At 66.1% G+C, this 23,483-nt stretch carries 18 protein-coding genes and 1 pseudogene; 7 read left to right on the top strand and 12 right to left on the bottom strand.

From position 1 onward, the window contains the following. Positions 1-2: 2 nt before the first annotated feature. Genes ACO2Q9_RS02410 through ACO2Q9_RS02400 form a run of 3 tightly spaced genes read right to left on the bottom strand, consistent with a single transcriptional unit; the run spans position 3 to position 3,668 of the window. Positions 3-923 carry a 2-dehydro-3-deoxygalactonokinase gene (locus tag ACO2Q9_RS02410; protein WP_423307938.1) on the bottom strand — a complete coding sequence of 307 codons (921 nt, stop codon included), beginning with the start codon at positions 921-923 and terminating at the stop codon, positions 3-5. Further along, positions 920-1,903 (bottom strand): sugar kinase, encoded by a 984-nt coding sequence (locus tag ACO2Q9_RS02405; protein WP_423307935.1) that lies wholly within the window; start codon positions 1,901-1,903, stop codon positions 920-922. Before ACO2Q9_RS02405 ends, ACO2Q9_RS02410 begins: the two co-directional genes overlap by 4 nt. A gap of 22 nt (positions 1,904-1,925) precedes the next feature. Continuing rightward, positions 1,926-3,668: an IlvD/Edd family dehydratase gene (locus ACO2Q9_RS02400; protein WP_423307930.1), complete on the bottom strand. Its 1,743-nt coding sequence runs from the start codon at positions 3,666-3,668 to the stop codon at positions 1,926-1,928. A 97-nt stretch (positions 3,669-3,765) separates the two neighbouring features. On the opposite strand from ACO2Q9_RS02400, the gene ACO2Q9_RS02395 reads away from it, so the two are divergent. From ACO2Q9_RS02395 to ACO2Q9_RS02375, 5 genes are all read left to right on the top strand, one after another. Beyond that, positions 3,766-4,515, top strand: a complete 750-nt coding sequence (locus tag ACO2Q9_RS02395; RefSeq protein WP_423307928.1) for a FadR/GntR family transcriptional regulator — start codon at positions 3,766-3,768, stop codon at positions 4,513-4,515. A 49-nt stretch (positions 4,516-4,564) separates the two neighbouring features. Next, positions 4,565-5,092 carry a TRAP transporter small permease gene (locus ACO2Q9_RS02390; protein WP_423307926.1) on the top strand — a complete coding sequence of 176 codons (528 nt, stop codon included), beginning with the start codon at positions 4,565-4,567 and terminating at the stop codon, positions 5,090-5,092. A 4-nt stretch (positions 5,093-5,096) separates the two neighbouring features. Beyond that, the gene (locus tag ACO2Q9_RS02385; protein WP_423307924.1) at positions 5,097-6,395 is read left to right on the top strand and encodes a TRAP transporter large permease subunit; all 1,299 of its coding nucleotides are present in this window, start codon (positions 5,097-5,099) and stop codon (positions 6,393-6,395) included. A 50-nt stretch (positions 6,396-6,445) separates the two neighbouring features. Continuing rightward, entirely contained in the window at positions 6,446-7,450 is a 1,005-nt protein-coding gene (locus tag ACO2Q9_RS02380) for a TRAP transporter substrate-binding protein (protein WP_423307922.1), read from the top strand. Between the two features lie 94 nt (positions 7,451-7,544). Next, complete coding sequence (locus ACO2Q9_RS02375) at positions 7,545-8,741, top strand: mandelate racemase/muconate lactonizing enzyme family protein (RefSeq protein ID WP_423307920.1); 1,197 nt, start codon at positions 7,545-7,547, stop codon at positions 8,739-8,741. Between the two features lie 103 nt (positions 8,742-8,844). Here the strand turns inward: ACO2Q9_RS02375 and ACO2Q9_RS02370 are convergent, their stop codons facing one another. After that, positions 8,845-10,410, bottom strand: a complete 1,566-nt coding sequence (locus ACO2Q9_RS02370) for a DEAD/DEAH box helicase (RefSeq protein ID WP_423307918.1) — start codon at positions 10,408-10,410, stop codon at positions 8,845-8,847. 355 nt (positions 10,411-10,765) lie between these two features. On the opposite strand from ACO2Q9_RS02370, the gene ettA reads away from it, so the two are divergent. Beyond that, positions 10,766-12,427 carry an energy-dependent translational throttle protein EttA gene (gene ettA / locus ACO2Q9_RS02365; RefSeq protein ID WP_423307916.1) on the top strand — a complete coding sequence of 554 codons (1,662 nt, stop codon included), beginning with the start codon at positions 10,766-10,768 and terminating at the stop codon, positions 12,425-12,427. Between the two features lie 43 nt (positions 12,428-12,470). Continuing rightward, entirely contained in the window at positions 12,471-15,008 is a 2,538-nt protein-coding gene (locus ACO2Q9_RS02360) for a DUF1631 family protein (protein ID WP_423307914.1), read from the top strand. Between the two features lie 14 nt (positions 15,009-15,022). Here ACO2Q9_RS02360 and ACO2Q9_RS02355 read toward each other — a convergent pair whose 3' ends face one another. From ACO2Q9_RS02355 to ACO2Q9_RS02320, 8 genes and pseudogenes are all read right to left on the bottom strand, one after another. Beyond that, entirely contained in the window at positions 15,023-16,393 is a 1,371-nt protein-coding gene (locus ACO2Q9_RS02355) for a TAXI family TRAP transporter solute-binding subunit (protein WP_423307912.1), read from the bottom strand. Positions 16,394-16,409: 16 nt separating this feature from the next. Further along, a complete protein-coding gene (locus ACO2Q9_RS02350; RefSeq protein ID WP_423307910.1) occupies positions 16,410-17,417 on the bottom strand; it encodes a P1 family peptidase in 1,008 nt (335 codons plus the stop codon). Positions 17,418-17,457: 40 nt separating this feature from the next. Next, positions 17,458-17,766 (bottom strand): copper-binding protein, encoded by a 309-nt coding sequence (locus ACO2Q9_RS02345; RefSeq protein ID WP_423307908.1) that lies wholly within the window; start codon positions 17,764-17,766, stop codon positions 17,458-17,460. 26 nt (positions 17,767-17,792) lie between these two features. Continuing rightward, the gene (locus ACO2Q9_RS02340) at positions 17,793-19,196 is read right to left on the bottom strand and encodes a multicopper oxidase family protein (protein WP_423307906.1); all 1,404 of its coding nucleotides are present in this window, start codon (positions 19,194-19,196) and stop codon (positions 17,793-17,795) included. Positions 19,197-19,199: 3 nt separating this feature from the next. Further along, positions 19,200-20,648, bottom strand: a complete 1,449-nt coding sequence (locus ACO2Q9_RS02335) for a TolC family protein (RefSeq protein WP_423307904.1) — start codon at positions 20,646-20,648, stop codon at positions 19,200-19,202. 63 nt (positions 20,649-20,711) lie between these two features. Continuing rightward, complete coding sequence (locus ACO2Q9_RS02330) at positions 20,712-21,152, bottom strand: hypothetical protein (protein ID WP_423307902.1); 441 nt, start codon at positions 21,150-21,152, stop codon at positions 20,712-20,714. A gap of 34 nt (positions 21,153-21,186) precedes the next feature. After that, positions 21,187-21,438 (bottom strand): annotated as a pseudogene (locus ACO2Q9_RS02325) (YitT family protein); the annotation flags it as partial. A 20-nt stretch (positions 21,439-21,458) separates the two neighbouring features. Next, the gene (locus ACO2Q9_RS02320; RefSeq protein ID WP_423307900.1) at positions 21,459-23,438 is read right to left on the bottom strand and encodes a heavy metal translocating P-type ATPase; all 1,980 of its coding nucleotides are present in this window, start codon (positions 23,436-23,438) and stop codon (positions 21,459-21,461) included. Positions 23,439-23,483: the final 45 nt, after the last annotated feature.

The following is a 23,483-nucleotide window of genomic DNA, read 5'->3' as shown; positions in this document are numbered from 1 at the left end:
GCTCATGGTCGGGTCTCCGTCTGCGCCTCGACCTGCATGCGCAGTGCATGCAGGCCGGCCCATGTGGCGTTCGATTCTGGCGCAACCACATGACACCCCAGTCGCGTCATGGCCATGGCATAGCGGGCAGTGAGCTGGGCCGACCCGATGAGTACGACAGGGATTCCGGACAGCAGCGGCTGCGAGCGCAGTTCCTCTCCGATGACCAGGCCCGAGAGATAGCTCGTGAGCGCGTCGGACTCCATGCGGCCGAAGAGCGCAAGCGTGCGCGCGCTGAACGCGTTGTGCAACAGGCCCGCGCTGTTCTGCGAATGCATCACGCCGTCCAGGAAGGCCGTTTCATCGAATGGGGCATTGGCGTGCAGCGTGCGCGCGAGGATGGAGTGCGTGCTCAGCAGGGCGAAGAACTCGCCGGTCATGAACGTCCGGAAGGAAAGGATGCGGCCGTCCTCGACGATGGCCCACTTGCTGTGGGTGCCGGGCAGCACGAAGACCCCGCCCGTGCGGCCCAGCAGGTGGATGGCGCCGAATATCTGGGTTTCCTCCCCCCGCATCACGTCCGGCGTGCCGTCGCGCGGGCTCATGTGGCTGATGCCCGGGACAAGGCCGATGCGCCCGGGTTCGATCCAGTGCATCCGCGCCGACGCCTCGGCGAACCCGGCCGGACTGGCGCAGTACGGCGCCTCGGCCCAGCCCTGCCGGCTGCCCGCCATCCCGCTGATGAGGCAGAGCGTGTCCGGGGCTGCGGACATCCAGTCGCCGAAGCATTCGTCGAATGCGGTCCGGAATCCACCCTGCGGTACGGTCAGGATGCCGCGCGGGAAGGACCGCTCCTCGACGACCCGGGCGTGGTCATCGAGGCGGGCTCCGCGCAGCGAAGAGGTGCCCCAGTCGAGGGCGATGAAGGGTCGCAGCCGGGTCATCGTGCGCTGCCGCTGCCGCTGCCGCTGCCGCTGCCGCTGCGGGCGAGGAATTGCGTGACGTCTGCTGATCCGGGCAGGGGAGCCACCGCGCCGTAACCCTGGACGGCGAGAGCGGCCGCCGCATTGGCCCGCTGCGCCGCATCGATCAGACTGCGGCCCTGCGCAATGCCTGCAAGGAGGGTGCCGCAGAAGCAGTCGCCTGCGCCGGTGGCATCGACCAGCTGCACCGGATGCGCGGCCATCTTTTCGCGGACCGTGCCGTCACTCACGAGGGCGCCTTGCGCGCCGAGCTTGAGCGCCACAATGCGCGCGCCATGCGCGTGGCCCCAGTCGACGATGGCGTCCGCGTCCGACAGGCCGGTCAGCACGGTCATGTCCTCCAGGCTCGGAAGGAAGATGTCGCAGAGCGCCACGGCCTGTGCGATGCAGGCACGTGCACGGTCGAGCGGCCAGAGCTTGAGCCGCAGGTTGGAGTCGAAGGACACGAGCGTGGCGGCATCGCGCGCCATCTTCATCGCGGCGAACACGGTGTCGCAGGCGTCGGGCGAGATCGCGAGCGAGATGCCCGATGCATGCAGCACGCGCGATTGCCGGATCACTTCCTGTGGCGTCGTGACTTCGCCGGTTCCGAGCCACGCGGGCGTCATGCGACTCGCCGCCGAGCCGGCGCGCAGGTAGCTGAATTCGTGCCCCCGCGTGCCGTGTGTGACGAAGTAGATGCCTGTCGGCGCTTCGCCTGCAGATTCGACGGCTTGCGTATCGACGCCTTCCGCTGCCCACAGTTTCAGCAATGCCCGGCCGAAGGTGTCGCTGCCGACCCGCGTGAGGTAAGCCGTTCTCGCACCGGCGCGTGCGGCAGCGATCACCGCGTTGCTCGTGTCGCCCCCGAAGCCCTGCAGGTACTGCGGTTCTCCTGGAGTCGTCTGGTTGAATTCGAGCATGCCCTCGCCGAGGGCGGTCACGTCGAAGGTCTTGTCCATGCGATCGGAATGAAAGGGGCGGTCAGTGATTGTCGCGCGGCACGAAGGCGCCGCGTTTGCCGCGCAGGAAGTCGAGGTCCGCGCCTTCGTCGGCCTGAAGCACATGGTCGACGTAAAGCTTCCAGTAGCCGGAGTCGAGCGGGGGTTTCGGGGCTTTCCATGCGGCACGGCGCTTTTCGAGTTCCTCGTCGCTCACGTGCAGGTGGATCCTGCGGTTGGGCACATCGAGCTCGACGATGTCGCCGTTCTGCACGAGCGCGAGCGGCCCGCCTGCCGCCGCTTCCGGCGTCGTGTGCAGCACCACCGTGCCGTAGGCCGTGCCGCTCATGCGGGCATCGCTGATGCGCACCATGTCGGTGATGCCCTTGCGCAGCACCTTCGGCGGCAGCGGCATGTTGCCGGACTCGGCCATGCCCGGGTACCCCTTGGGCCCGCAGTTCTTGAGCACCATCACGCAGTGCTCGTCGATGTCCAGGTTCTCGTCGTCGATGCGCTTGTGCAGGTCGTCCGCATTCTCGAACACCACTGCGCGGCCCTTGTGCGTCAGCAGCGCGGGTGTGGCTGCGCTCGGCTTGATGATCGCACCACGCGGTGCGAGGTTGCCGCGCAGCACGCAGATGCCGGCCTTGTCCTTGAACGGATCGGCCAGCGGCTGGATCACCTGCGGGTTGTAGTTCTCCGCATCCTTCACGTTCTCCCACAGCGTCTGGCCGGTGGAGGTGATCACGTCCTTGTGCAGGTGCTCCGCGATCTCTTTCATCACCACCGGCAGGCCGCCCGCGTAGCAGAAGTCTTCCATCAGGAACTTGCCCGAGGGTTGCAGGTTCAGCAGGCAGGGCAGTTCTGAAGCGAGGCGGTCGAAGTCTTCGAGTTCGAGCGGAATGCCCAGGCGTCCCGCAATCGCCAGCAGGTGGATCACGAAGTTGGTGGAGCCGCCGATGGCCGCGTTCACCTTGATCGCGTTCTCGATGGCACGGCGTGTGACGATCTTCGACAGCGTCAGGTCTTCATGCACCATGTCCACGATGCGGCGGCCGGCCATGCGTGCGAGTACGTTGCGCCGTCCATCCACCGCAGGGTAGGCCGCATTGCCGGGCAGGCCGACGCCGAGCGATTCGACCATGCTTGCCATGGTGGACGCGGTGCCCATCGTCATGCAGTGGCCGTGGCTGCGGTGCATGCAGCTCTCGGCCTCGTTGAACTCCTTCATGGTGAGCGTGCCTGCGCGCACCATCTCGCTCATCTGCCACACGCCCGTGCCCGAGCCGAGTTCCTGCCCGCGCCACTTGCCGCTGAGCATGGGCCCACCGGACACGCCGATGGTCGGCAGGTCCACGCTGGAGGCGCCCATCATCAGCGCCGGCGTGGTCTTGTCGCAGCCCATCAGCAGCACCACGCCGTCGAGCGGATTGCCACGGATGCTTTCTTCCACATCCATGCTCGCGAGGTTGCGGTAGAGCATGGCCGTGGGGCGCAGCAGCGTCTCGCCCAGCGACATGACAGGGAACTCCAGCGGGAAGCCGCCGGCTTCATAGACACCGATCTTCACCTGCTCGGCCAGCGTGCGGAAGTGGCTGTTGCAGGGCGTGAGTTCGCTGAAGGTGTTGCAGATGCCGATGACCGGGCGGCCGTCGAACTGGTCGTGCGGCACGCCCTTGCCTTTCACCCAGCTGCGGTAGATGAAGCCGTCCCGGTCCTGCCGCCCCCACCACTGCTGGCTGCGCAGTTCTTCGGGTTTCTTGCGGGCTTTCGGCGGCGTGCTCATGGTCTGTCTCTTCCTCGTGGTGTCGTGGGTTCGGGTAAGTCCTGAATCTCCAAACATATTATGGTCATACCATTGCCGCCGGTTCTCAGTGCAAACCATGATCAAGAACGTCCACGGCAACACGGTCGATCACCTTGGCGAAGCCATCGTCAACGGGCGTTATCCCGTGGGCGGCGCCATCCCGCCCGAGCCCGTGCTCTGCGAGTCACTCGGTGTGAGCCGCACGGTGGTGCGCGAAGCGGTGAAGTCGCTCGTGGCCAAGGGCCTGCTGACCACCGGCCCCAAGGTCGGCACGCGCGTGCAGCCCGAAGACCAGTGGAACTGGTTCGACGCCGACGTGATCGTCTGGCAGACCAAGGCAGGCCTCTCCGTCGAGTTCCTGCGCGACCTGCAGGACCTGCGCCGTGTGGTGGAGCCTGCAGCCGTTCGACTGTCGGCCTTGCGCGCCACGGCGGCCGACATCCGCAACATGGAAGAAGCCTTTGCCGGCATGAAGCAGGCCATCGAGCAGGGCGGCGACTACATCACGCACGACCTGCGCTTCCATCAGGGGCTCATCAGTTCCAGTCACAACCGCATGCTGGTACAGATGAGCCGCGCGCTCGGCGCGCTGCTGCGCACCAGCTTCGAGATTTCGACCAGCCGCAAGGGCGGTCCTGCGAGTTCGCTGCCGCTGCACCGCGCCGTGCTGGATGCGGTCATCGCGCGCAACCCGCAACGCGCGGAGAAGGCGATCCTCGTGCTGATCGACGGCGCGCGCGACGACATCGAGCTGGTGCTCGCATCGCGCAAGCGCATTCCGAAGATCAGCAATCCCGCCACGCGCCTGAAGGCGATGGCCGCCTGAGTGACGGACAACGACAACGACAACATGAAAAACCGGACAGGAGACAAACTTGCCAAAGCCCATCAAGGCGTTCTTCAGCCTTCTTGAACTGCTCGTCGTGGTCTGCATGGTCGCCATGGTCATCATGGTGTTCGGCAACGTCGTGCTGCGCTACGTGTTCAATTCCGGCATCACCGTGTCGGAGGAGATGTCGCGCTACTGCTTCATCTGGCTCACCTACATCGGCGCGATGGTCGCCATGCGGGACGGCGCCCACCTGGGCGTGGATACGCTCATCCGCCGCCTGCCGCTGGGTGGCAAGAAGGCCTGCCGCTTCCTGGGTGAAGTGCTCATGCTTTTCTGCAACGTGCTCTTCTTCATGGGCACCTGGAAGATGCACGAACTGCAGGCCACATCGATCTCGCCCGTCGTCGGCATCTCGATGATCTGGATCTACGGCATCGGCTACATCGTGTCCGTGGTCATGGGTATCTTCAACCTGCGCGCGCTTTTCCGGCTCCTGACCGGGCGCATGACCGAGGCCGAGATGGTCCAGGTCATGGAATCGGAAGACACGCTCCAGGAAGTGAAGGTGTGATGCGATGACGGTCGGCATCTTCATCTTCTCCCTGCTCGGCGCCATGGCGCTCGGCATGCCGATTGCGTATGCGCTGCTCGTCTGCGGCGTTTCGCTCATGGGCTACATGACCTACACCGGCGGCCTGCCTGCGTTCGACAGCCAGATCATCGCGCAGCGTTTCGTCGACGGCGCGGACAACTTCCCCTTGCTCGCCGTGCCGTTCTTCCTGCTGGCCGGTGAGTTCATGAACGCGGGTGGCCTGTCGCGGCGCATCGTCAACATGGCGATGGCATGGGTCGGCCACTTCCGTGGCGGACTCGGCTATGTGGCGGTGATGGCCGCGGTGATCATGGCTTCGCTGTCGGGGTCTGCCGTGGCCGACACGGCAGCGCTCGCCGCGCTGCTCATCCCGATGATGAAACGTGCGGGCTACGACGTGAACCGTTCTGCGGGCCTCATCGCAGCGGGCGGCATCATCGCGCCGGTGATCCCGCCATCCATCGGTTTCATCATCTTCGGCGTGGCGGGCAACGTGTCCATCACCAAGCTGTTCCTTGCCGGGATCGTGCCGGGCATCCTCATGGGCCTGGCCATCGGCATCACCTGGTGGGTCGTCGCGCGCCGCGACGGGGTGAGGGCGTCCGAGCGCATGCCCATGGTGCAGCGTCTCAAGGTCACGGCCGAAGGGGGCTTTGCACTCGCGTTGCCCGTGGTCATCATCGGCGGCATGAAGTTCGGCGCGTTCACGCCGACCGAGGCTGCCGTGGTTGCCGCGGTCTACTCCTTCGTCGTGGGCATGTTCATCTACCGTGAACTCAGGTTCTCGCAGCTCTATCGGCTCATCCTGGCCGCCGGCAAGACGACGGCGGTCGTGATGTTCCTCGTCGCTGCGGCCATGGTGAGCGCATGGCTCATCACCGTGGCGAACATCCCCACCGAAGTGGCGAAGATGCTGGAGCCCTTCATGGGCAACAAGACCCTTCTCATGCTGATGATCATGGTGCTGATCGTGATCGTCGGCACGGCGCTCGACTTCACACCCACCGTGCTCATCCTCACACCGGTGCTGATGCCGGTGGTGATCAAGGCCGGCATCGACCCCGTGTACTTCGGCGTGCTGTTCATCATGAACAACGCCATCGGCCTCATCACGCCGCCGGTGGGCACCGTGCTCAACGTGGTGTGCGGCGTGGCCCGCATCACCATGGACGATGCGTTCAAGGGCGTCATGCCCTTCTTCATTGCCCAGCTCATCGTGCTGTTCGCACTCGTGTTCGTGCCGGAACTCGTGACAACGCCACTCAAGTGGTGGATGCGCTAGTTCCTTTTTTCATGTTCGATAGCCAACCGTAGACCCAGAGGAGACAAACCATGTTGAAACGCAGGACCCTGGTGGCCGTGGCCGCCGCAACCTTGCTGGCCGCCGCGCCGGCCTTCGCGCAGTTCGCAGAGCGCACCATCAAGTTCACCAACGGTGTGAACGAGGACCACCCCGTGGGCCTGGGTGTGAAGAAGATGCAGGAAGTGCTTGCCGCCAGGACAGGCGGCAAGATGAAGATCGCCGCCTTCTGGGGCGGTTCGGCCGGCAACGACCTGCAGGCCTCGCAGGCACTGCGTGCGGGCACGCAGGAGATGGTGTGCACGTCGTCGTCGCCGCTCGTGGGCATCGTGAAGGAACTGGGTGTGTTCGACCTGCCTTTCCTTTTTGCCAACGAGAAGGAAGCCGACACCGTGCTCGACGGCCCCGCCGGTGCCTACTTCAACAAGAAACTCGAGGAAGCCGGCCTGGTGAATCTCGCGTACTGGGAGAACGGCTTCCGCAACCTCACGAACAGCAAGCGCCCCGTAGGCAAGGTGGAGGACTTCGACGGCGTGAAGCTGCGCGTGATGCAGAACAACATCTTCCTTGACACCTTCAAGACCTTGGGCACCAACGCCGTGCCCATGCCGTTCCCCGAAGTGTTCACGGCACTGGAGACCAAGACCATCGACGGTCAGGAAAATCCTTTCGTGACGATCGAGACCTCGAAGTTCAACGAAGTGCAGAAGTACCTGTCGATCACGCGCCATGCGTACACGCCGTTCCTGGTGCTCTACAGCAAGAAGCTGTGGGACCAATTGAACCCGCAGGAACAGGCCGTCTTGCGTGAAGCCGCGATGGAAGGACAGAAGGTGCAACGTGCAGCCAACCGCTCGCTCAACGAGAAGTCGCTCGCCTCGCTCAAGACCAAGGGCATGACGGTGAACGAGGTGTCTGCGGCCGAGCAGAAGCGCATGTTCGAGAAGGTGAAGCCGGTGTACGACAAGAACATCCCGACGATCGGGCCGGAGGCCGTGAACATCGTGCTCGATTCGCTGAAGAAGGCAAGGAGCTGACCCCACCCCCGAAGCGCCTTTGGCGCTTCCCCCTCAAAGGGGCACCGCTGGCGGCCCGGCAAAGCCGGTTCCGCGGCGGTCTGGATTTCAATTCATGAAGATCACCAAAGTCGAGACGGTCCGGCTCGGGGAGTTTCCGAACATCATCTGGTTGCGCCTGCACACGGATGAGGGTCTCGTGGGTCTCGGCGAGACCTTCATGGGCGCTGCAGCGGTCGAGGCCTATGTCCATGAGTGGGTCGGACCGAAGCTGCTCGGCAAGAACCCGCTGGACATCGAGGCGCGCAACAAGGACATCACGGGCTACCTGGGCTGGCGCGGGTCCGGTGTCGAGACGCGCGGCAATTCGGCAACTGACATCGCGCTGTGGGACATCTTCGGCAAGGCCGCCGGCATGCCGGTGCACACGGCGCTGGGCGGCAAGAGCCGCGACAGCATCCGCATCTACAACACCTGCGCGGGCTACCAGTACATCCGCAGTGCGACGAACCAGACGAGTTCCAACTGGGGCCTGGGCAACAACGCGGGGCCGTACGAAGACCTGCAGGGCTTCCTGCACCATGCGGACGAACTGGCCGAGTCGCTGCTGTCCGAAGGCATCACCGCGATGAAGATCTGGCCGTTCGATCCGGCGGCCGAGCGCAGCGACGGGCAATACATCAGCCCGGAAGACCTCGACGCGGCGCTGGAACCGTTCCGCAAGATACGCAAAGCCGTGGGCGACCGCATGGACATCATGGTGGAGTTCCACAGCCTCTGGCGGTTGCCGATGGCACGCCGCATCGCGCGGGCGCTCCAGGAGTTCGACACCTTCTGGCACGAAGATGCGATCCGCATGGACAGCCTCGAACTGCTGGAGTCTTACGCCGAAGACTGCAAGGCGCTCGTCTGCGCGAGCGAGACGCTGTCGTACAAGTGGGGCTTCAAGGACTACCTGCAGACCGGCGTCGCGGGCGTCGCCATGCTCGACCTGAGCTGGTGCGGTGGCCTGACCGAAGCGCGCAAGATTGCCGCGATGGCCGATGCCTGGCAGTTGCCCGTGGCACCGCACGACTGCACCGGACCGGTGGTGTGGGCCGCTTCGACCCACCTGTCGCTGCACGCGCCGAATGCGCTCATCCAGGAGAGCGTGCGCGCCTTCTTCACCGGCTGGTACAAGGAACTCGTGACCGAGTTGCCGCGTGTGGACGAGGGAATGATTTCGCTGAACGACAAGCCGGGGCTGGGCATCGAACTGCTGCCCGACCTGCACAAGCGCAAGGATGCGATCGTGCGCATCTCGCAGGGGTAAGCCGGTCGAAGCGCGCGCCCTCAGTGGCGAACTGCTGCAACTCGCTCGCCAGCATCACCCGTGTGCCGGGCGGCGACCCACGCAATGGACCGCCGCGCAGGACTCATCGGTTAAAAGAGCGAGAAGGATTTCCCGGCCCACGAGACCCGAAGCCCCCGCCACCAGAACGGTTCTGCCCGCCGCGCGGTCCGCCGTTGCGGCGGCCGCGTTCGGCCATGCTGTCGACGCTGGTGCGGAGCGGGTCGGGTTGTCGTTCGGTTGCGCCATGGGATGCCTTCTGCGGACGGGGTTGTCCTGCATTGTGGCGCGGCGGGCCGCCAGCGTTGCCGTTCGCGCCCCCACCCTGGCCGCGACGGCCTTGCGGAGCGCTTTGGCCCTGGCCGGCCTTGTTGTCGCGGATGCGTTGCATCATCTCGCCACGTGCGGCCTTGGCTGCGGCGGCCATGACTTCGCGGCTGGGCGGCTTGCCCGCGCCACCCCAGATGGTCTGGCGGCCCATGGCGATCGGCTCGGCCTTCTCACCCGGTTCGGGTTCGAAGCCGGGGATGACCTTCACGTCGATGTTCTGGCGCGTGAAGCGCTCGATGGCCTGCATGAAGCCTTCTTCGTCCATGCACACCAGGCTCACGGCTTCGCCGCTCGCACCCGCGCGGCCGGTGCGGCCGATGCGGTGGACGTAGTCTTCCGACACGTTGGGAATTTCATAGTTGACGACGTGCGGCAGCTCGTCGATGTCGATGCCGCGCGCTGCGATGTCGGTGGCCACCAGCGCGCGGATGTCGCCGCTCTTGAAGCCGGCCAGCGCCTGCGTGCGTGCGCTCTGGCTCTTGTTGCCGTGCAGCGCCATCGCGGTGATGCCGTTCTTGGTCAGGAATTCGGCCACGTTGTTCGCGCCGAACTTGGTGCGCGTGAACACCAGCACCTGGCTCCAGTCGTGCTGCTGGATGATGTGCGCCAGCAGCGCCTTCTTCTTGCCGCGGCCCACCGGATGGATGGTCTGCGTGATGCGCTGCACCGTGGTGTTGCGCGGCGTGACCTGGATGCTCTGCGGGTTGCGCAGCAGGTTGCCGGCGAGTTCGCGGATCTCGTCGCTGAACGTCGCGGAGAACAGCAGGCTCTGCTTGTCCTTGGGCACCAGCGCCAGCACCTTCTTCACGTCGTGGATGAAGCCCATGTCCAGCATGCGGTCGGCTTCGTCGAGCACCAGCACCTGCACGGTGGACAGGTCCAGGAAACCCTGCTGCTGCAGGTCCAGCAGGCGGCCGGGCGTTGCAACCAGCACGTCGACACCGCGCTTGATGCGGTCGATCTGCGGGTTCATGCCCACGCCGCCGAAGATCACGGTGGAGGAGATGTCCAGGTACTTGCCGTACTCGCGCACGGATTCCTCGACCTGCGCCGCGAGTTCGCGCGTGGGCGTGAGCACGAGGGCGCGAACGCCCTTGCCGCCGAACTTGTTGCGGGCGGGTTTGCCTTCGGCCAGCTTGTTCAGCAGCGGCAGCGTGAACGCGGCCGTCTTGCCGGTGCCCGTCTGCGCGCCGGCCAGCAGGTCATGGCCCTCGAGCACGGCCGGGATGGCCTGTGCCTGGATGGGCGTGGGGGTTTCGTAGCCTTGCTCACGCACGGCCTTCAGGATGGCCGGAGCCAGCTTCAGTTCATCAAAAGTCATTTGGAGAGCGCCCAAACCGGGGCGCTGGGGTATCGGCCTGAACCGGCTGTTTCCGGGAGGAAACGGCAGGGCCAATCAGAGGCAGATGGGATCGGGAAAGACGGAGTGGCGCGATGGCCTGAGACTCCCCGGCAGTGTGCCGGTGCACGCATGATTGAAGCGCGTGCAGCCCGCATTGTCGCACGTTTCGGGTGCGGAGATTGCCAGGCCCCTGCCCCGATCGTGCATAACTTGGCATTCCGTCAAGATTCGGGTCGCCAAGCCGCGATAATGGCGGGTTCCCAAATACAACACGGTCGCCCGGTCAGGGCGGTTCGACTTTTGCTTTGCCCGACGGGCAACGGATTTCACACACATGGCTCAATACGTTTTCACCATGAACCGCGTCGGCAAGATCGTGCCGCCGAAGCGGCAGATCCTCAAGGACATCTCGCTGTCCTTCTTCCCCGGCGCCAAGATCGGCGTGCTGGGGGTCAACGGCTCGGGCAAATCGACACTGCTCAAGATCATGGCCGGTGTGGACACCGAGATCGAAGGCGAAGCCACGCCGATGCCGGGCATCAAGATCGGCTATCTGGAGCAGGAGCCCAAGCTGGACCCTGAAGAAACCGTCCGCCAGTCCGTCGAAGGCGCCATGGGCGAGTCCAAGGCAGCTCAGGCACGCCTTGAAGAGGTGTACGCCGCCTATGCGGAGCCGGACGCCGATTTCGATGCGCTGGCTGCCGAGCAGGCGCAACTCGAGGCCATCATTGCAACGGCTGGCGACGGTGGCGAGCACCAGCTCGAGATTGCAGCCGACGCGCTGCGCCTGCCGCCTTGGGACGCGATCATCAAGAACCTGTCCGGTGGCGAAAAGCGCCGCGTGGCCCTGTGCCGCATGCTGCTGTCCAAGCCCGACATGCTGCTGCTCGACGAGCCCACCAACCACCTGGACGCCGAATCGGTGGACTGGCTGGAGCAGTTCCTCAGCCGCTTCTCGGGCACCGTGGTGGCCATCACCCACGATCGGTACTTCCTGGACAACGCGGCCGAGTGGATCCTCGAACTCGACCGCGGTCACGGCATTCCGTGGAAAGGCAACTACAGCACCTGGCTGGAGCAGAAGGGAGCCCGCCTGGTGCAGGAACAAAAGGGCGAGGAAGCCCGTGCCAAGGCGCTGAAGAAGGAACTCGAATGGGCACGCCAGAACCCCAAGGGCCGCCAGGCCAAGAGCAAGGCCCGCCTGGCCCGCTTCGAGGAACTGTCCGACTACGAATACCAGAAGCGCAACGAGACGCAGGAAATCTTCATCCCCGTGGCGGACCGCCTGGGCAATGAAGTGATCGAGTTCAAGAACGTCTCCAAGTCCTTCGGCGACCGCGTCCTGATCGACGACCTGTCGTTCAAGGTGCCGGCTGGCGCCATCGTCGGCATCATCGGCCCCAATGGCGCCGGCAAGTCGACGCTGTTCAAGATGATCGCCGGCCGGGAGCAGCCGGACTCCGGCGAAGTGAAGATCGGCTCCACCGTGAAGATGGCCTTCGTCGACCAGACGCGTGACGACCTGGCCAACGACAAGACCGTGTGGGAAGACATCTCGGGCGGCCTGGACATCCTCACCGTCGGCAAGTTCCAGATGGCCAGCCGCGCCTACGCCGGCCGCTTCAACTTCAACGGTGGCGACCAGCAGAAGAAGGTCGGCATGCTGTCCGGCGGTGAGCGCGGCCGCCTGCACCTGGCCAAGACGCTCATTGCCGGTGGCAATGTGCTGCTGCTGGACGAGCCGTCGAACGACCTGGACGTCGAAACCCTGCGTGCGCTCGAAGACGCGCTGCTCGAATTCGCCGGCTCGGTCATGGTCATCAGTCACGACCGCTGGTTCCTGGATCGCATCGCCACGCACATCCTCGCCTGCGAGGGCGAATCGCAATGGGTGTTCTTCGACGGCAACTACCAGGAGTACGAAGCCGACAAGAAGAAGCGCCTGGGTGAAGAAGGTGCCAAACCCAAGCGCGTGCGCTATAAAGCGCTGAAGTAATCAACCGTGGGTCGTTCGTCGGGGTCAACTGGTCATGCCTGAAATGCTGCAGTCAGCACAAGCCGCGCTCTACCAGCAGTGCGTGACGAAGGCTGCCAACGAAGGCAAGCAACTGATGGAGCATCTGGTCGACAAGGGCCGGGGCGCCATCCAGCAGCGCGCCAGCATCGAGCTCGACCCGCAGGAGCGCCAGGTTCTCGTCGAGTCGGGCCGCCAGTTGAGCGCCCATGAAGGCCTGCTGCGCGACCGCTTCCCGATGACGCTCATGGCCGCCTTCTCGGAGGCCATTTCCACCGACGCGCGGCAGCAGCGCAACAAGCCTTCGTCGCCGACCCCGGGCGCGTCGATCCGCTTCGATGAACTCGAGCTCATGGACGAGTCGCAGGTGCAGGAAAGCATCGAGCTGGCCCGTGCGCAGCAGACTGCCATGGCCGTGGCCGAGCTGCAGTTGGCCGAACTCAACGCGCTCATCTGTTCGGTACTCGGCCTCAAGACCGTCCAGCCGGATCGCAACCCTTTCCGGCCCGAGATCTACGTCAAGGCGCTGCGCACGGTGCTCAAGCTCACCAATGCCGACAACGCCGTGCGTGTGCGCTGGATGCAGTTCATGGGTGTGGCGCTGGGCGATCGCCTGCGTGAAACCTATGCGGACCTCAGCACGATGCTGCAGTCCAACGGTGTGCGTCCTGTGGGTTATGTGGTGACACAGACCGCGCATGCGGGCAATCCGGCGACTGCAAAAGGCAAGACGCGCGGCGGCGCAGGCGCGCCCGGCGGTGTCATCCGCGGCTTCGATGCCCCGAGGACGGGGGGAACGGGCGGGATGGGGGGTAGCGGGGGCGGCACGGGTGCTGGTTCACCCGCTGGCGGTGGCACCGGCGGTCGCCAGTACGGCGAGCAGGCGCTCCTCACGGTGGACCAGCTTCGCAGGCTGCTGGCTGGCGAGCTCGATTCCGCGCGACAAGGGCTCGTTGCCGCTTCGAACAATGTAATGGGCCAGACCGGCGGTTCCAGAGGTGGCGCAGGCGGTACCGGCTATGGGTACGGTTACGGCGGGATGGGTGGCGGCGGCACGGGTGGTGCTGGCGGCTCGGGCGCCACTGATTACGGCGACGAAGCCCCCCCCGATTTCGGCCACACGGTGCCGGCTGCATTTGACGCGCTGGAGGAAATGCGCCAGGTCGATCACGTGCTCAAGCGCCTGGCCGACCGCAAGCCTACTGGCGCCGGTGGCCTGACAACAGGCTCCCCCGGCCTCGACACCACGCTCGAAAACCTGCGGCGCGACGCCAAGGGCATGGGCCAGGCGCTCGGCCTCGAAGTCGTGAACCTGATGTTCGAGAACATCGCCCAGGACCAGAACCTGTTGCCGCCGGTGCAGGCCGTGCTGCGCCGCGTCGAACCCGCCTATCTGCGCCTGGCGCTGATCGATCCGCGCTTCTTCAGCGACAAACAGCACGTCGCGCGCCGCCTGCTCGAGCGCATGACCGAGCGCAGCCTGGCTTACGCGACCATCGTCACGCCGGGTTTCGACCAGTTCGTGAAATCCATGCGCGATGCAGCCGAGGTGCTGGCCATCTCGCAGATCAAGAGCACCGACCCCTTCGAGTACGCGCTCAAGACGCTCGAAGCCGACTGGCAGCAGCAGGAGCAGCGCGAGAACAAGCAGCGCGACAAGGCGGTGCATGCACTGTTGCACGCGGAGCAGCGCAATCTGCTGGCCGAGCGCCTGGCCGGCGAGATGCGTGGCAAACCCGGCGCCAGCATGGCCCCTGCGGAAGTGCTGGCGTTCCTGTGCGGTCCGTGGGCGCAGGTGCTGGCCGAAGCGCGCCTGGCCGACCGCAAGGGCGCCACCGATCCGGGCGGCTACATGGGTGTTGCCAACGACCTGATCTGGACCACGCAGCCCGAACAGAAGCAAGCGGACATCACGCGCATCCAGAACCTGATTCCCGCGATGCTCGAGCGACTGGCGCAGGGCCTGCGGCTGATCGACTTCCCGCAACCGCAGGTGGATGCCTTCGGCATGGTGCTCATGGGCATCTACGACAACGTGCTCAAGCCGCCGAAGCCGGGCGAGCGCAGGAAAGGCGTGACGCGAGGCACCGACCATGCCGCGACGCGTCTCGACGGCTCTGACACCAACGACCCGTGGCTCGGCCCGACGGAGATGCAGGACACCGGCTTCCTGGATGTGGGCGAGGCGCAGGCCACGCATGGCAGCCAGTTCAAGGACACCGAGTCGTCATTCGAATCGACCACGCCGCAAGCGCCCGATGGCGAGGAAGATGCGAAAGCATCCGAGCGCAGCAAGCCGCCCATCCCCGCCGGCGCATGGGTGGAACTCAGCCTGCACGACCAGACGCTGCGCGCGCAGCTCACGTGGTCCAGCCCTTACGGCACGCTGTTCATGTTCACCGATGCAGCAGGTACCACGCACTCGCTCACGCGCCGTGCGCTGGACAAGCTGCTCGCACGCGGCTCGGTCACGGTGATTTCGCAGGGCGTGGTGGAAGAAGCGCTGGATGCGGTTGCCCAGAAGGCGTTGCGCAACAGCCTCGATCTCGATCTGAACCTCTAGGCCCGACGGCCCGATCAGCCCGTGGAGTCCAGCGGGTTCGCCATGCGTGTCCGTACGAGGCTGATGTGGTGGCGCAGCGCATACAACTCGTCCGCGTACGACAGCGGCACATTGATTTTCTCCACGCGCAATTCCAGTTCGTCCAGCGCCTTCACCAACCCGGCGGCCTGATCGGGCTTCTCTTCGAATTGCTCTTCGAGGTCGCGCAGCTGCGCATACCAGCGGAACACGCGTGAGCGGATGCGGAACGCATAGAGCGGCGGCACGATGCGGCTGGCTGGCAGCAGCACGGCGACGATGATGCCCAGCACCAGCCACATGCGCTCGACCAGGTTGGCAAACCAGAACGGCAGGTAGCGCTGCAGCAGCGGCGGGCCGTCGCGCATCGCGCGTTCGGCTTCGGCCGACAGCGGGAAGGAGGTGTGCGTGCCGTTGGGAAATTCACGTGCGCGGTTGAACCAGCCCGCGCCGCCGTGCAGCGTCATCGAAGCCTGCGAGAAAAGCTGCAGCAGTGCCGGGTGCGTTTCGTCGCGCGCGAGCAGTTCGGTGGTGGATGCGACAAGCCGCACGTCGCGCGGCGGCACGTCGCCCGCGAGATCCACCACGCCGCGCGGCAGCACGACAGGTGTGAGGAAGGGCAGGCGGCGTGAATAGGCTTCACTCTGCGCGAAGTCCATCAGCTTCACGCCGGGCGTGCGCAGGAGCATCTGCACCATCAGCGACTCGGGGGCAGAGGCGAAGACCAGCACGTCGAGTTCGTTGCCCAGGAAGGCCACGGTTGCCGGTGTCTGCGCCAGGTGCGAAAGTTTCACGCTCGCGCGATCGACGCCGTTGGCTTCGAGCAGCTTGTCCATCAGGCTCGGCACGCCGCTGCCTTCGGTGCCGACGTTCACGCGCAGGCCCTTGAGTTGCGCGAGGCCGTCGAGCGTCGCGGTGCTGCGGTTCACGCCGCGCGCTGCGGCCTCGCGGTAGAACAGCCACACCGGCTCGACGAACAGGCTGCCCAGCGATTCGATGCCGCTTTCGGGCGGCGGGGCATCCGCACCCGTCGCCGCTGCCGCATCGACAGTGCCGCTGCTGCCGCCCTGCACGAACGCGAGGTCCGCCTTGCCTTCGCGCAGCATGCGCAGGTTGTCTGAAGATCCCTCGCTCGGAACCAACTGCACCTGGATCCCGTTGACCGAGAGCGCCTTCGCATAACGCTTGCCGAATTCCTCGTACGCGCTTTGCGCGGGCCCGGTGGCCAGCGTGACGCGGCGCGGCGGGGTCGGGTCCAGCCAGAGGTAGGCCAGCGTCAGCAGCAGCACGGCCAGCAGGATGAACGGGCCGCCGGAGACCAGCATCTCGCGGATCGACAGCAGGGTGTAGCGGATGGCGCGGGGCATGTTCGTCGGTTCGGTGTCAGGCCAGATCGGCCGCGCTGGGCAGGTGCAGCGTGCCGGCACGCATGCCCCTTGCCGCACGGATGGCACGCACGATCGCGATGGCGGTCACCTCGGCGGCCATCGTACTCAACACGAACATGCCGGGTGACTTCTTCACACGGCCTGTTGCGAGCGCGAACATCGTGTCACCGTCCGACGGTGTGTGCACAGGGTTGATCGCACGCGCGAGGCCATCGTGGCTGACCTGTGCGAGGCGATGCGCCTGCACCTTGGTCAGCAACGCATCCGTGGCGACGACGCCGATGGTCGTGTTGGTGCCACGAAGGATCGGTTGCGGCGGCACGCCGCGCAGCAGCGCGCGACGCGTATCCATCAGCTTGCGGCCGTTGGCAGTGCGCGCACCGGCGATCACCGCGCCGGTTTCGGGGTCGACCACGTCACCGAGCGCATTGCACGCGACGATGGCGCCAACCGTCACGCCGTCCACCGTGACCGACGCACTCCCGATGCCGCCCTTCATGGCGCGCGCGATGCCGAAGATCTTGCCGACGGCGGCACCCGTGCCTGCGCCGACGTTGCCTTCGGCCGGCCGCTTCGTGGATGCTGCCGCGCACGCGGCGTAGCCGGCCGCTGCGTCGGGCCGGATGGACGCATCGCCCACCAGCACGTCGAACAGCACGGCAGAGGGCACGAGCGGAATGCGCGCCACGCCGATGTCCAGGCCGACGCCTTGCTCCTCCAGCCAGCGCACGGCGCCGGTGGCGGCCTCGAGCCCCCATGCACTGCCACCCGCGAGCATGATGGCATGGACCTTGTCAACGGAATTGCCGGGCGCGAGCAGGTCGGTCTCGCGCGTACCGGGTGCGGCACCCCGCACGTCCACACCGCCCACTGCGCCTTCGCGCGCCATGATGACGGTGCAGCCCGTGGGGCGGCGTGTGTCGGTGAAATGGCCGACCTCGATGCCTGCCACGTCGGTGATGGCGTTATGCCGGCGGGGCGGGCGGCTTCTGTTCACAGTCATGCGGGGCATTATCCATGTGGCCCGCGTCACGGGGTCGCGGCTACTTCACGGCAGGCTCCATGCTCTGCACCACGAACGCGCCGTTTACCTTGTCCACCGTAAAGCGTACCTTGTCACCGGACCTGATGTTGGCGAGCAGGGAAGGTTCTTTCACCTGGAAGACCATGGTCATGCCATGCATGTCGAGATTGGGAATGTCTTCGTGCCGCAAGGTTATCTTCGACGCGGCCGGGTCGACCTTGCGCACTTCTGCGTTGACCCAGGGCAGTGCACCCTGCGCGGATGAAATGGCGGCGAAGCCCAGCGCGGCGATGGCGACAGCAATGGGAAGTCGTTGGGTGTTCTTCATGTCGATGTCCTGTCTGATGGATCGATTCAATGATGTCTGTGAGCGTCGGGCGCGCCCGAGGTACCGGGCTTGCGGACCGTTCCTGCCGGCTCGCCGGTTGTCGCAGGGGCTCGCGTCGCGCGCTTCGGTTCGGGCAATGGGCCTGTCCATTCGCGGGCCTGCGTTCCCGCGGGCTGCGTGAACCAGCCCGGGTCGCTGTAGTCGCCGGCCTTCTGGTCGGCGCGCACCTTGAGCACCGAGAACATCCCGCCCATTTCCAGCGGACCGAAGGGGCCGGTGCCGGTCATCATGGGGAAGGTGTTGTCGGGCAGCGGCATCTCCATCGCGCCCATGTCCGCCATGCCCTTGTCGCCCATCACCATGTAGTCCGGCACGATCTTGCGGATCTTTTCCGCCACGCCGCTGTGGTCCACGCCGATCATGGTGGGCACGTCGTGGCCCATCGCGCCCATGACGTGGTGGCTCTTGTGGCAGTGGATCGCCCAGTCGCCTTCCTCGTCGGCGATGAAGTCGAGCTGCCGCATCTGGCCGACCGCCACATCCGTGGTGACCTCGGGCCAGCGCGCCGTTTTCGGCACGGGTCCACCGTCGGTGCCGGTGACGGTGAACTCGTGGCCGTGCAGATGGATGGGGTGGTTCGTCATCGTCAGATTGCCTACGCGGATGCGCACGCGGTCGCCCAGTCGCACGTTGAGCGAATCGATGCCCGGGAACACGCGAGAGTTCCATGACCAGATGTTGTGGTCCAGCATGGTGTTGACCTTCGGTGTTCGGCTACCCGGTTCGACGTCGTAGGCCGCCAGCAGGAAGCAGAAGTCGCGCTGCACCGGGTCGATGAGCGGATGCCGCCTGCGGGGATGCGTGATCCACATGCCCATCATGCCCATGGCCATCTGCACCATCTCGTCGGCGTGCGGGTGGTACATGAAGGTGCCGGGCCGGCGCGCGGTGAACTCGTAGACGAAGGTCTTGCCCGCCGGAATCTGCGGCTGCGTGAGCCCGCCGACCCCGTCCATGCCGTTGGGCAGGCGTTGACCGTGCCAGTGCACCGTGGTGTGCTCGGGCAGCCGGTTGGTGACGAAGAGGCGCACGCGGTCGCCCTCGACGACTTCGATGGTCGGGCCGGGGCTCTGTCCGTTGTAGCCCCACATGTTGACCTTGAAGCCGGGTGCCATTTCGCGCACGACGGGTTCGGCGACGAGGTGGAATTCCTTGACGCCGTTGTTCATGCGCCAGGGAAGCGTCCAGCCGTTGAGCGTGACAACGGGGTTGTAGCTGCCATCTTCTGGAGCAAGGGGCGCGGAAGTCGTGGCACTGGTGTGCTGCGCATGGTCGGGCAGCGCGGCGAAGGCCGGACGACTGACCGTGGCTGCTGCGACGGCGGTGGCCGCACCTGTCAGGGCGGCGTTCAACAGGTTTCTTCTTTGCATGTCTCAGTGCCCTCCCGATGCCGTGGTCGCTGCGCTGCCGGACGTTGCGCCCAGCCCCGAGAGCGATGCGGGCGAAGTGCCGTTCATCACTTGACGCAGGTCGGTGTCTGCCAGCCAGAAATCGCGTCTTGCCTCGATGGCACGGCTGACGGCCAGCGACGTGGCCCTCGCCTCGGCCAGCAGCTGCCAGACGCTGGACAGCATGCCGTTGTAGCGCAGCAGCGTCTCTTCCTGGATGACTTGCTGCACAGCCACGCCTTCTTCCTGCGAGCGGCGCGCCAGCTCGTGCGCGGTGCGCCAGATGAGCACGGACTCACGCGCCTCGCTGCGCGCGCGCAGCGCCACGTCGCGCACTTTGGCGACGCTCTGCATGTAGATCGCCTGCGCCCGTGCACTGCGTGCCGTGCCCCAGTCGAAGATGGGCAGCGGCACGCCGATTTCCCAGCCGCGCTTGGTTTCCTTCGCGCCCGTGGCGCTGTCCCAGGTCGTGTTGCGACCGTAGCCAAGTTCAAGCGCGTCGATGAAGCCGGTGGCGCGCGTGTAGCCCAGCGAATCGGCGACATAGCGGCTTTCTTCCCGTGCTGCGCGCACATCGAGCCGCTCGCGCAGTGCCCGCGCTTCTGCATCCTGCGGTTCCTGCAGCGGCGGCAAGGCCGGCAGATTGGCGGGCAGCGTGTAGCCGGTCTGCGAAGCTTCCAGGCCCATCAGGCGCGACAGCTGCTCCCGCGCCCTGGCTGCGGCGAGGCGGGACTTCGACATCTGCGCGCTGGCGTCGGCCAACAAGGCTTCTTCGCGCGCGAGCTGCAGGCGACTGAAGTTGCCGGCGCCTTGCATGCGGCGTGCGAGCAGGGTGCCCGCCTCCGCGGCTTCGAAGGCAAGCCGCATCTGCGCGGCCGATTCCTGCGCGGCAACGGCGCGCACCCAGGCGCGCCGCGTGTCGGCAGCCAGGCGGACCACGTCCTGCGCGGCCGAAAGCTTCGCCAGCTCTGTCTGCTGGCCCTGCCATTGCGCACGCCAGGGCAGGGTGACGAGGCCCAGCACGTCGAACGAAATCATGCGTTCGATCTCGCGCGTGCTGCCTTCGGTGAAGCGACCCAGCGACAGGTGCGGGTTGGGCAGACGACCCGCCTGCACGCGGTCGGCATCGCTCACCCCCAGCGCGGCGAGCGACGACTCGAGCGAAGGGTTGCGGAGCAACGCGATGCGCACGGCAGCGTCGGACGTCAGCGGTTGTGCAAGCAGGGTGTCGATCGTGGCGCTGACCGGGGATGCGCCGGCGTCGACCACCGGCAACACGGGCGCTGCGGCCGGGGCATCGCCACCGAGTCGCCCTGCGGCCAGTTGCGCGACATCACCGCGCAGTCCGTCGGGCGAGACGGAGGCGCAGCCTGCGAGCAGGCTGAAGCTCGCAGCAAGAAGCCATCGCGGGATGGCCGTGAAAGAGTGGAACATGAAGATCTCCAGACGGTGAAACCGCGTCCGCAGCGGATGGCGGACGCACCACGGGCAGGAAGATCAGGAAATGGGCGGTTTGAAGCCCTGTTGGGGTTCGGCGCTGGCGAAATGCGCCGTCATGCGCTGGGCAAGCGCCTGCGGCATGGTTGCTGCAGGCGGTGTGCCGGACAACAGGGCCACCGCAGATGAGTGGCAGACCTGGCAACTGGTGCAGGTACCGCAGTCGTCGCCGGAGCCGTGCTGCGGCATGTCGTGATTCATGGCTGCATCCGTGGCAACCATGGCGTGCATGTCATGCGCGGAGGCGGGGGCTGGTGCGTCGTGGCAGGGCATCGGCGCGTCGGCTGCGAGCGCTATGGCTGGCGTCGCGCCGTGCACGGCCGGTACCTTGCCGATCGCCATCGCATCGCCCACCCAGCCGCGCACGAGCAGCAGGCTCATGAGCACCAGCACGAAGGCGATGCGAAGGGCAAAAGGAAAGGGGCGTGCCGGGCGGCGCATGGGGGCAATGATATCCGTGGGATGCGGCGTGCGCTCAGGTACCCATGTAGCGACCGGGTTTGTGGTTGACCGCAAGCACGAGGTTCACCGCGACAGCCGCCACCACCGACCACGCCACGCGCGACGGTTCGACCAGAGTCAACGCCAGCAGCACGATGCAGCAGTCCATCGCCATCTGCACCTTGCCGAAGCCGAAGCCGAAGCCGAAGCCGAAGCCGGTGCCGTAGTGCGCGAGGAACGCGAGACCCGCGGTGCCACCGGTGAGCAGCCCCGCACCCCGGAAGAACGGCGTGGTGTCGGGCATCCTCAATCCTGCCTTGCAGACCGCAGGAGCCGCAGCCCGTTGCCGACCACCAGCAGGCTCGCGCCCATGTCTGCGAACACGGCCATCCACATGCTGGCACTGCCGGATACCGCGAGCACGAAGAACACCGCCTTGATGCCCAGCGCGAGCGAGATGTTCTGCCACAGCACGGCGTGCGTGCTGCGCGACAGGCGCACCGTCTCGCCGATGCGGCGCAGGTCGTCGTTCATGATCACCACGTCGGCAGCTTCCATCGCGATGTCGGTGCCCGCACCGCCCATGGCGAAGCCGATGTCGGCCTGCGCGAGCGCCGGCGCATCGTTGATCCCGTCGCCCGTCATGCCCGTCGCGCCGTAGCGCTGGCGCAGTTCACCGATGGCGCCGAGCTTGTCTTCGGGCAGCAGGTTGCCGCGCGCATCGTCGATGCCGGCTTGCGCGGCCACGGCTTTCGCGGTGGCACTGTTGTCGCCGGACAGCATGACCGGCGTAACGCCCAGCGCCTTCAGTTGCGCCACGGCTTCACGCGAATGGGCACGGATGGTGTCCGACACCGCAAAGATGGCCTGCACGCCGTTCGCGTCTGCCAGCAGCGTGACCGTGCGCCCCTGCTGCTCGTGTGCGGCGAGCGCAGCTTCGAGTTCCGCGTTGCACAGACCGCGCTCCTCGACCAGCCGGTGGTTGCCGAGCAGCCAGACCTCGCCGTCGACCGCGCCTTCACTGCCACGCCCTGCGAGTGCCTTGAAGCCGGTGGCTTCGGCAGGTGTGCCCGTCATTTCTTTTGCAAGACCGTGCGCAATCGCAAGCGAGACGGGGTGATCCGAATGGCTCGCGAGACTGGCCGCAGCGGTGCGTGCGCGCGCCTTGTCCGCGCCTTGCCAGACCTGCCACTGCACGAGTGCCGGCTTGCCTTCGGTGATCGTTCCGGTCTTGTCGAGTGCCACGGCCTTCAGGCTGCGCGCGCTTTCGAGGAAAGTGCCGCCCTTGATCAGGATGCCCCGCCGCGCGGCGGCAGTGAGTCCGCTGACGACGGTGACAGGCGTCGAGATGACGAGTGCGCACGGGCATGCAATCACCAGCAGCACGAGTGCCTTGTAGATCGCGTCCAGCCATGTCCAGCCAAGCAGGAAAGGCGTGAGCACGGCCACCGCAACCGCGAGCGCGAAAACGGTCGGTGTGTAGATGCGCGCGAAGCGGTCGACAAAACGTTGCGTCGGCGCGCGCGTGGCCTGCGCGTTCTCGACGGCCTCGATGATGCGCGCGAGCGTGCTCTGGCTGGCCGCAGCCGTCACTCGGACCTGCAGCTCGCCGGTTTCATTGATCGTGGCGGCGAACACCGCATCGCCTTCGGCCTTGTCCACCGGAATGCTTTCGCCGGTGACGGGTGCCTGGTTTACTGCGCTCGTGCCGCGCGTCACCACACCGTCGAGCGGAATGCGGCCGCCGGGCATGATGCGCACGATGGAGTCGGGTTGCACATCCTTCGCGGCGACGGGCGTCCAGCGCCCGTCCTCGCCGCGCACGTCTGCCGTGTCGGGCGCGAGCGCCATCAGGCCGGCAATCGCGCCCCGAGCGCGGTCGGCGGCCTTGTCTTCGATGAGTTCGGCAATCGCGTAGAGCGCCATCACCATGGCCGCCTCGGGCCACTGCCCAATCAGGAAGGCCCCGGTCACCGCGACGGTCATCAACGCATTGATGTCCAGCCGCCCCCTGAAAAGCGACTTCAGTCCGCTGCGGTAGATGCCCAAGCCCGCCAGCACGATGGCGACCGCCGCGAGCGCCATGCCTGCGGCTTCCCACACGCGGCCTTCGGGCGTGACGAGGTGCCAGACCTCGGCCGCTGTCGCCACCGCCAGCGCCGTGATCAGGCGTGGCCAGCCGGGCAGGTTGCTGTGGTCGTGCAGGTGGCCACCGCCGACCTCTGTGTGCGCGTTCGAGTCCGCATGGTCATGTGAATGATCAGGACTGCAACAATGATGAGACATCCGCTTTCCTTTCGATGGCATCATTGGAAACCTTGCAGTCACTTC

Source organism: Variovorax sp. VNK109, from assembly GCF_049445855.1.
Taxonomy (GTDB): Bacteria; Pseudomonadota; Gammaproteobacteria; order Burkholderiales; family Burkholderiaceae_C; genus JAGOCV01.
The sequence above is the reverse complement of the archived record's forward strand: the minus strand, read 5'-3'. Positions and strand labels throughout refer to the sequence as shown.

What these genes read in the sequence shown, in the direction of transcription:
- ACO2Q9_RS02410 (WP_423307938.1), bottom strand. Translation starts at nt 923, where the DNA reads ATGACCCGGCTGCGACCCTTCATCGCCCTCGACTGGGGCACCTCTTCG.
- ACO2Q9_RS02405 (WP_423307935.1), bottom strand. Translation starts at nt 1,903, where the DNA reads ATGGACAAGACCTTCGACGTGACCGCCCTCGGCGAGGGCATGCTCGAA.
- ACO2Q9_RS02400 (WP_423307930.1), bottom strand. Translation starts at nt 3,668, where the DNA reads ATGAGCACGCCGCCGAAAGCCCGCAAGAAACCCGAAGAACTGCGCAGC.
- ACO2Q9_RS02395 (WP_423307928.1), top strand. Translation starts at nt 3,766, where the DNA reads ATGATCAAGAACGTCCACGGCAACACGGTCGATCACCTTGGCGAAGCC.
- ACO2Q9_RS02385 (WP_423307924.1), top strand. Translation starts at nt 5,097, where the DNA reads ATGACGGTCGGCATCTTCATCTTCTCCCTGCTCGGCGCCATGGCGCTC.
- ACO2Q9_RS02380 (WP_423307922.1), top strand. Translation starts at nt 6,446, where the DNA reads ATGTTGAAACGCAGGACCCTGGTGGCCGTGGCCGCCGCAACCTTGCTG.
- ACO2Q9_RS02375 (WP_423307920.1), top strand. Translation starts at nt 7,545, where the DNA reads ATGAAGATCACCAAAGTCGAGACGGTCCGGCTCGGGGAGTTTCCGAAC.
- ACO2Q9_RS02370 (WP_423307918.1), bottom strand. Translation starts at nt 10,410, where the DNA reads ATGACTTTTGATGAACTGAAGCTGGCTCCGGCCATCCTGAAGGCCGTG.
- ettA (WP_423307916.1), top strand. Translation starts at nt 10,766, where the DNA reads ATGGCTCAATACGTTTTCACCATGAACCGCGTCGGCAAGATCGTGCCG.
- ACO2Q9_RS02360 (WP_423307914.1), top strand. Translation starts at nt 12,471, where the DNA reads ATGCTGCAGTCAGCACAAGCCGCGCTCTACCAGCAGTGCGTGACGAAG.
- ACO2Q9_RS02355 (WP_423307912.1), bottom strand. Translation starts at nt 16,393, where the DNA reads ATGCCCCGCGCCATCCGCTACACCCTGCTGTCGATCCGCGAGATGCTG.
- ACO2Q9_RS02350 (WP_423307910.1), bottom strand. Translation starts at nt 17,417, where the DNA reads ATGACTGTGAACAGAAGCCGCCCGCCCCGCCGGCATAACGCCATCACC.
- ACO2Q9_RS02345 (WP_423307908.1), bottom strand. Translation starts at nt 17,766, where the DNA reads ATGAAGAACACCCAACGACTTCCCATTGCTGTCGCCATCGCCGCGCTG.
- ACO2Q9_RS02340 (WP_423307906.1), bottom strand. Translation starts at nt 19,196, where the DNA reads ATGCAAAGAAGAAACCTGTTGAACGCCGCCCTGACAGGTGCGGCCACC.
- ACO2Q9_RS02335 (WP_423307904.1), bottom strand. Translation starts at nt 20,648, where the DNA reads ATGTTCCACTCTTTCACGGCCATCCCGCGATGGCTTCTTGCTGCGAGC.
- ACO2Q9_RS02330 (WP_423307902.1), bottom strand. Translation starts at nt 21,152, where the DNA reads ATGCGCCGCCCGGCACGCCCCTTTCCTTTTGCCCTTCGCATCGCCTTC.
- ACO2Q9_RS02320 (WP_423307900.1), bottom strand. Translation starts at nt 23,438, where the DNA reads ATGTCTCATCATTGTTGCAGTCCTGATCATTCACATGACCATGCGGAC.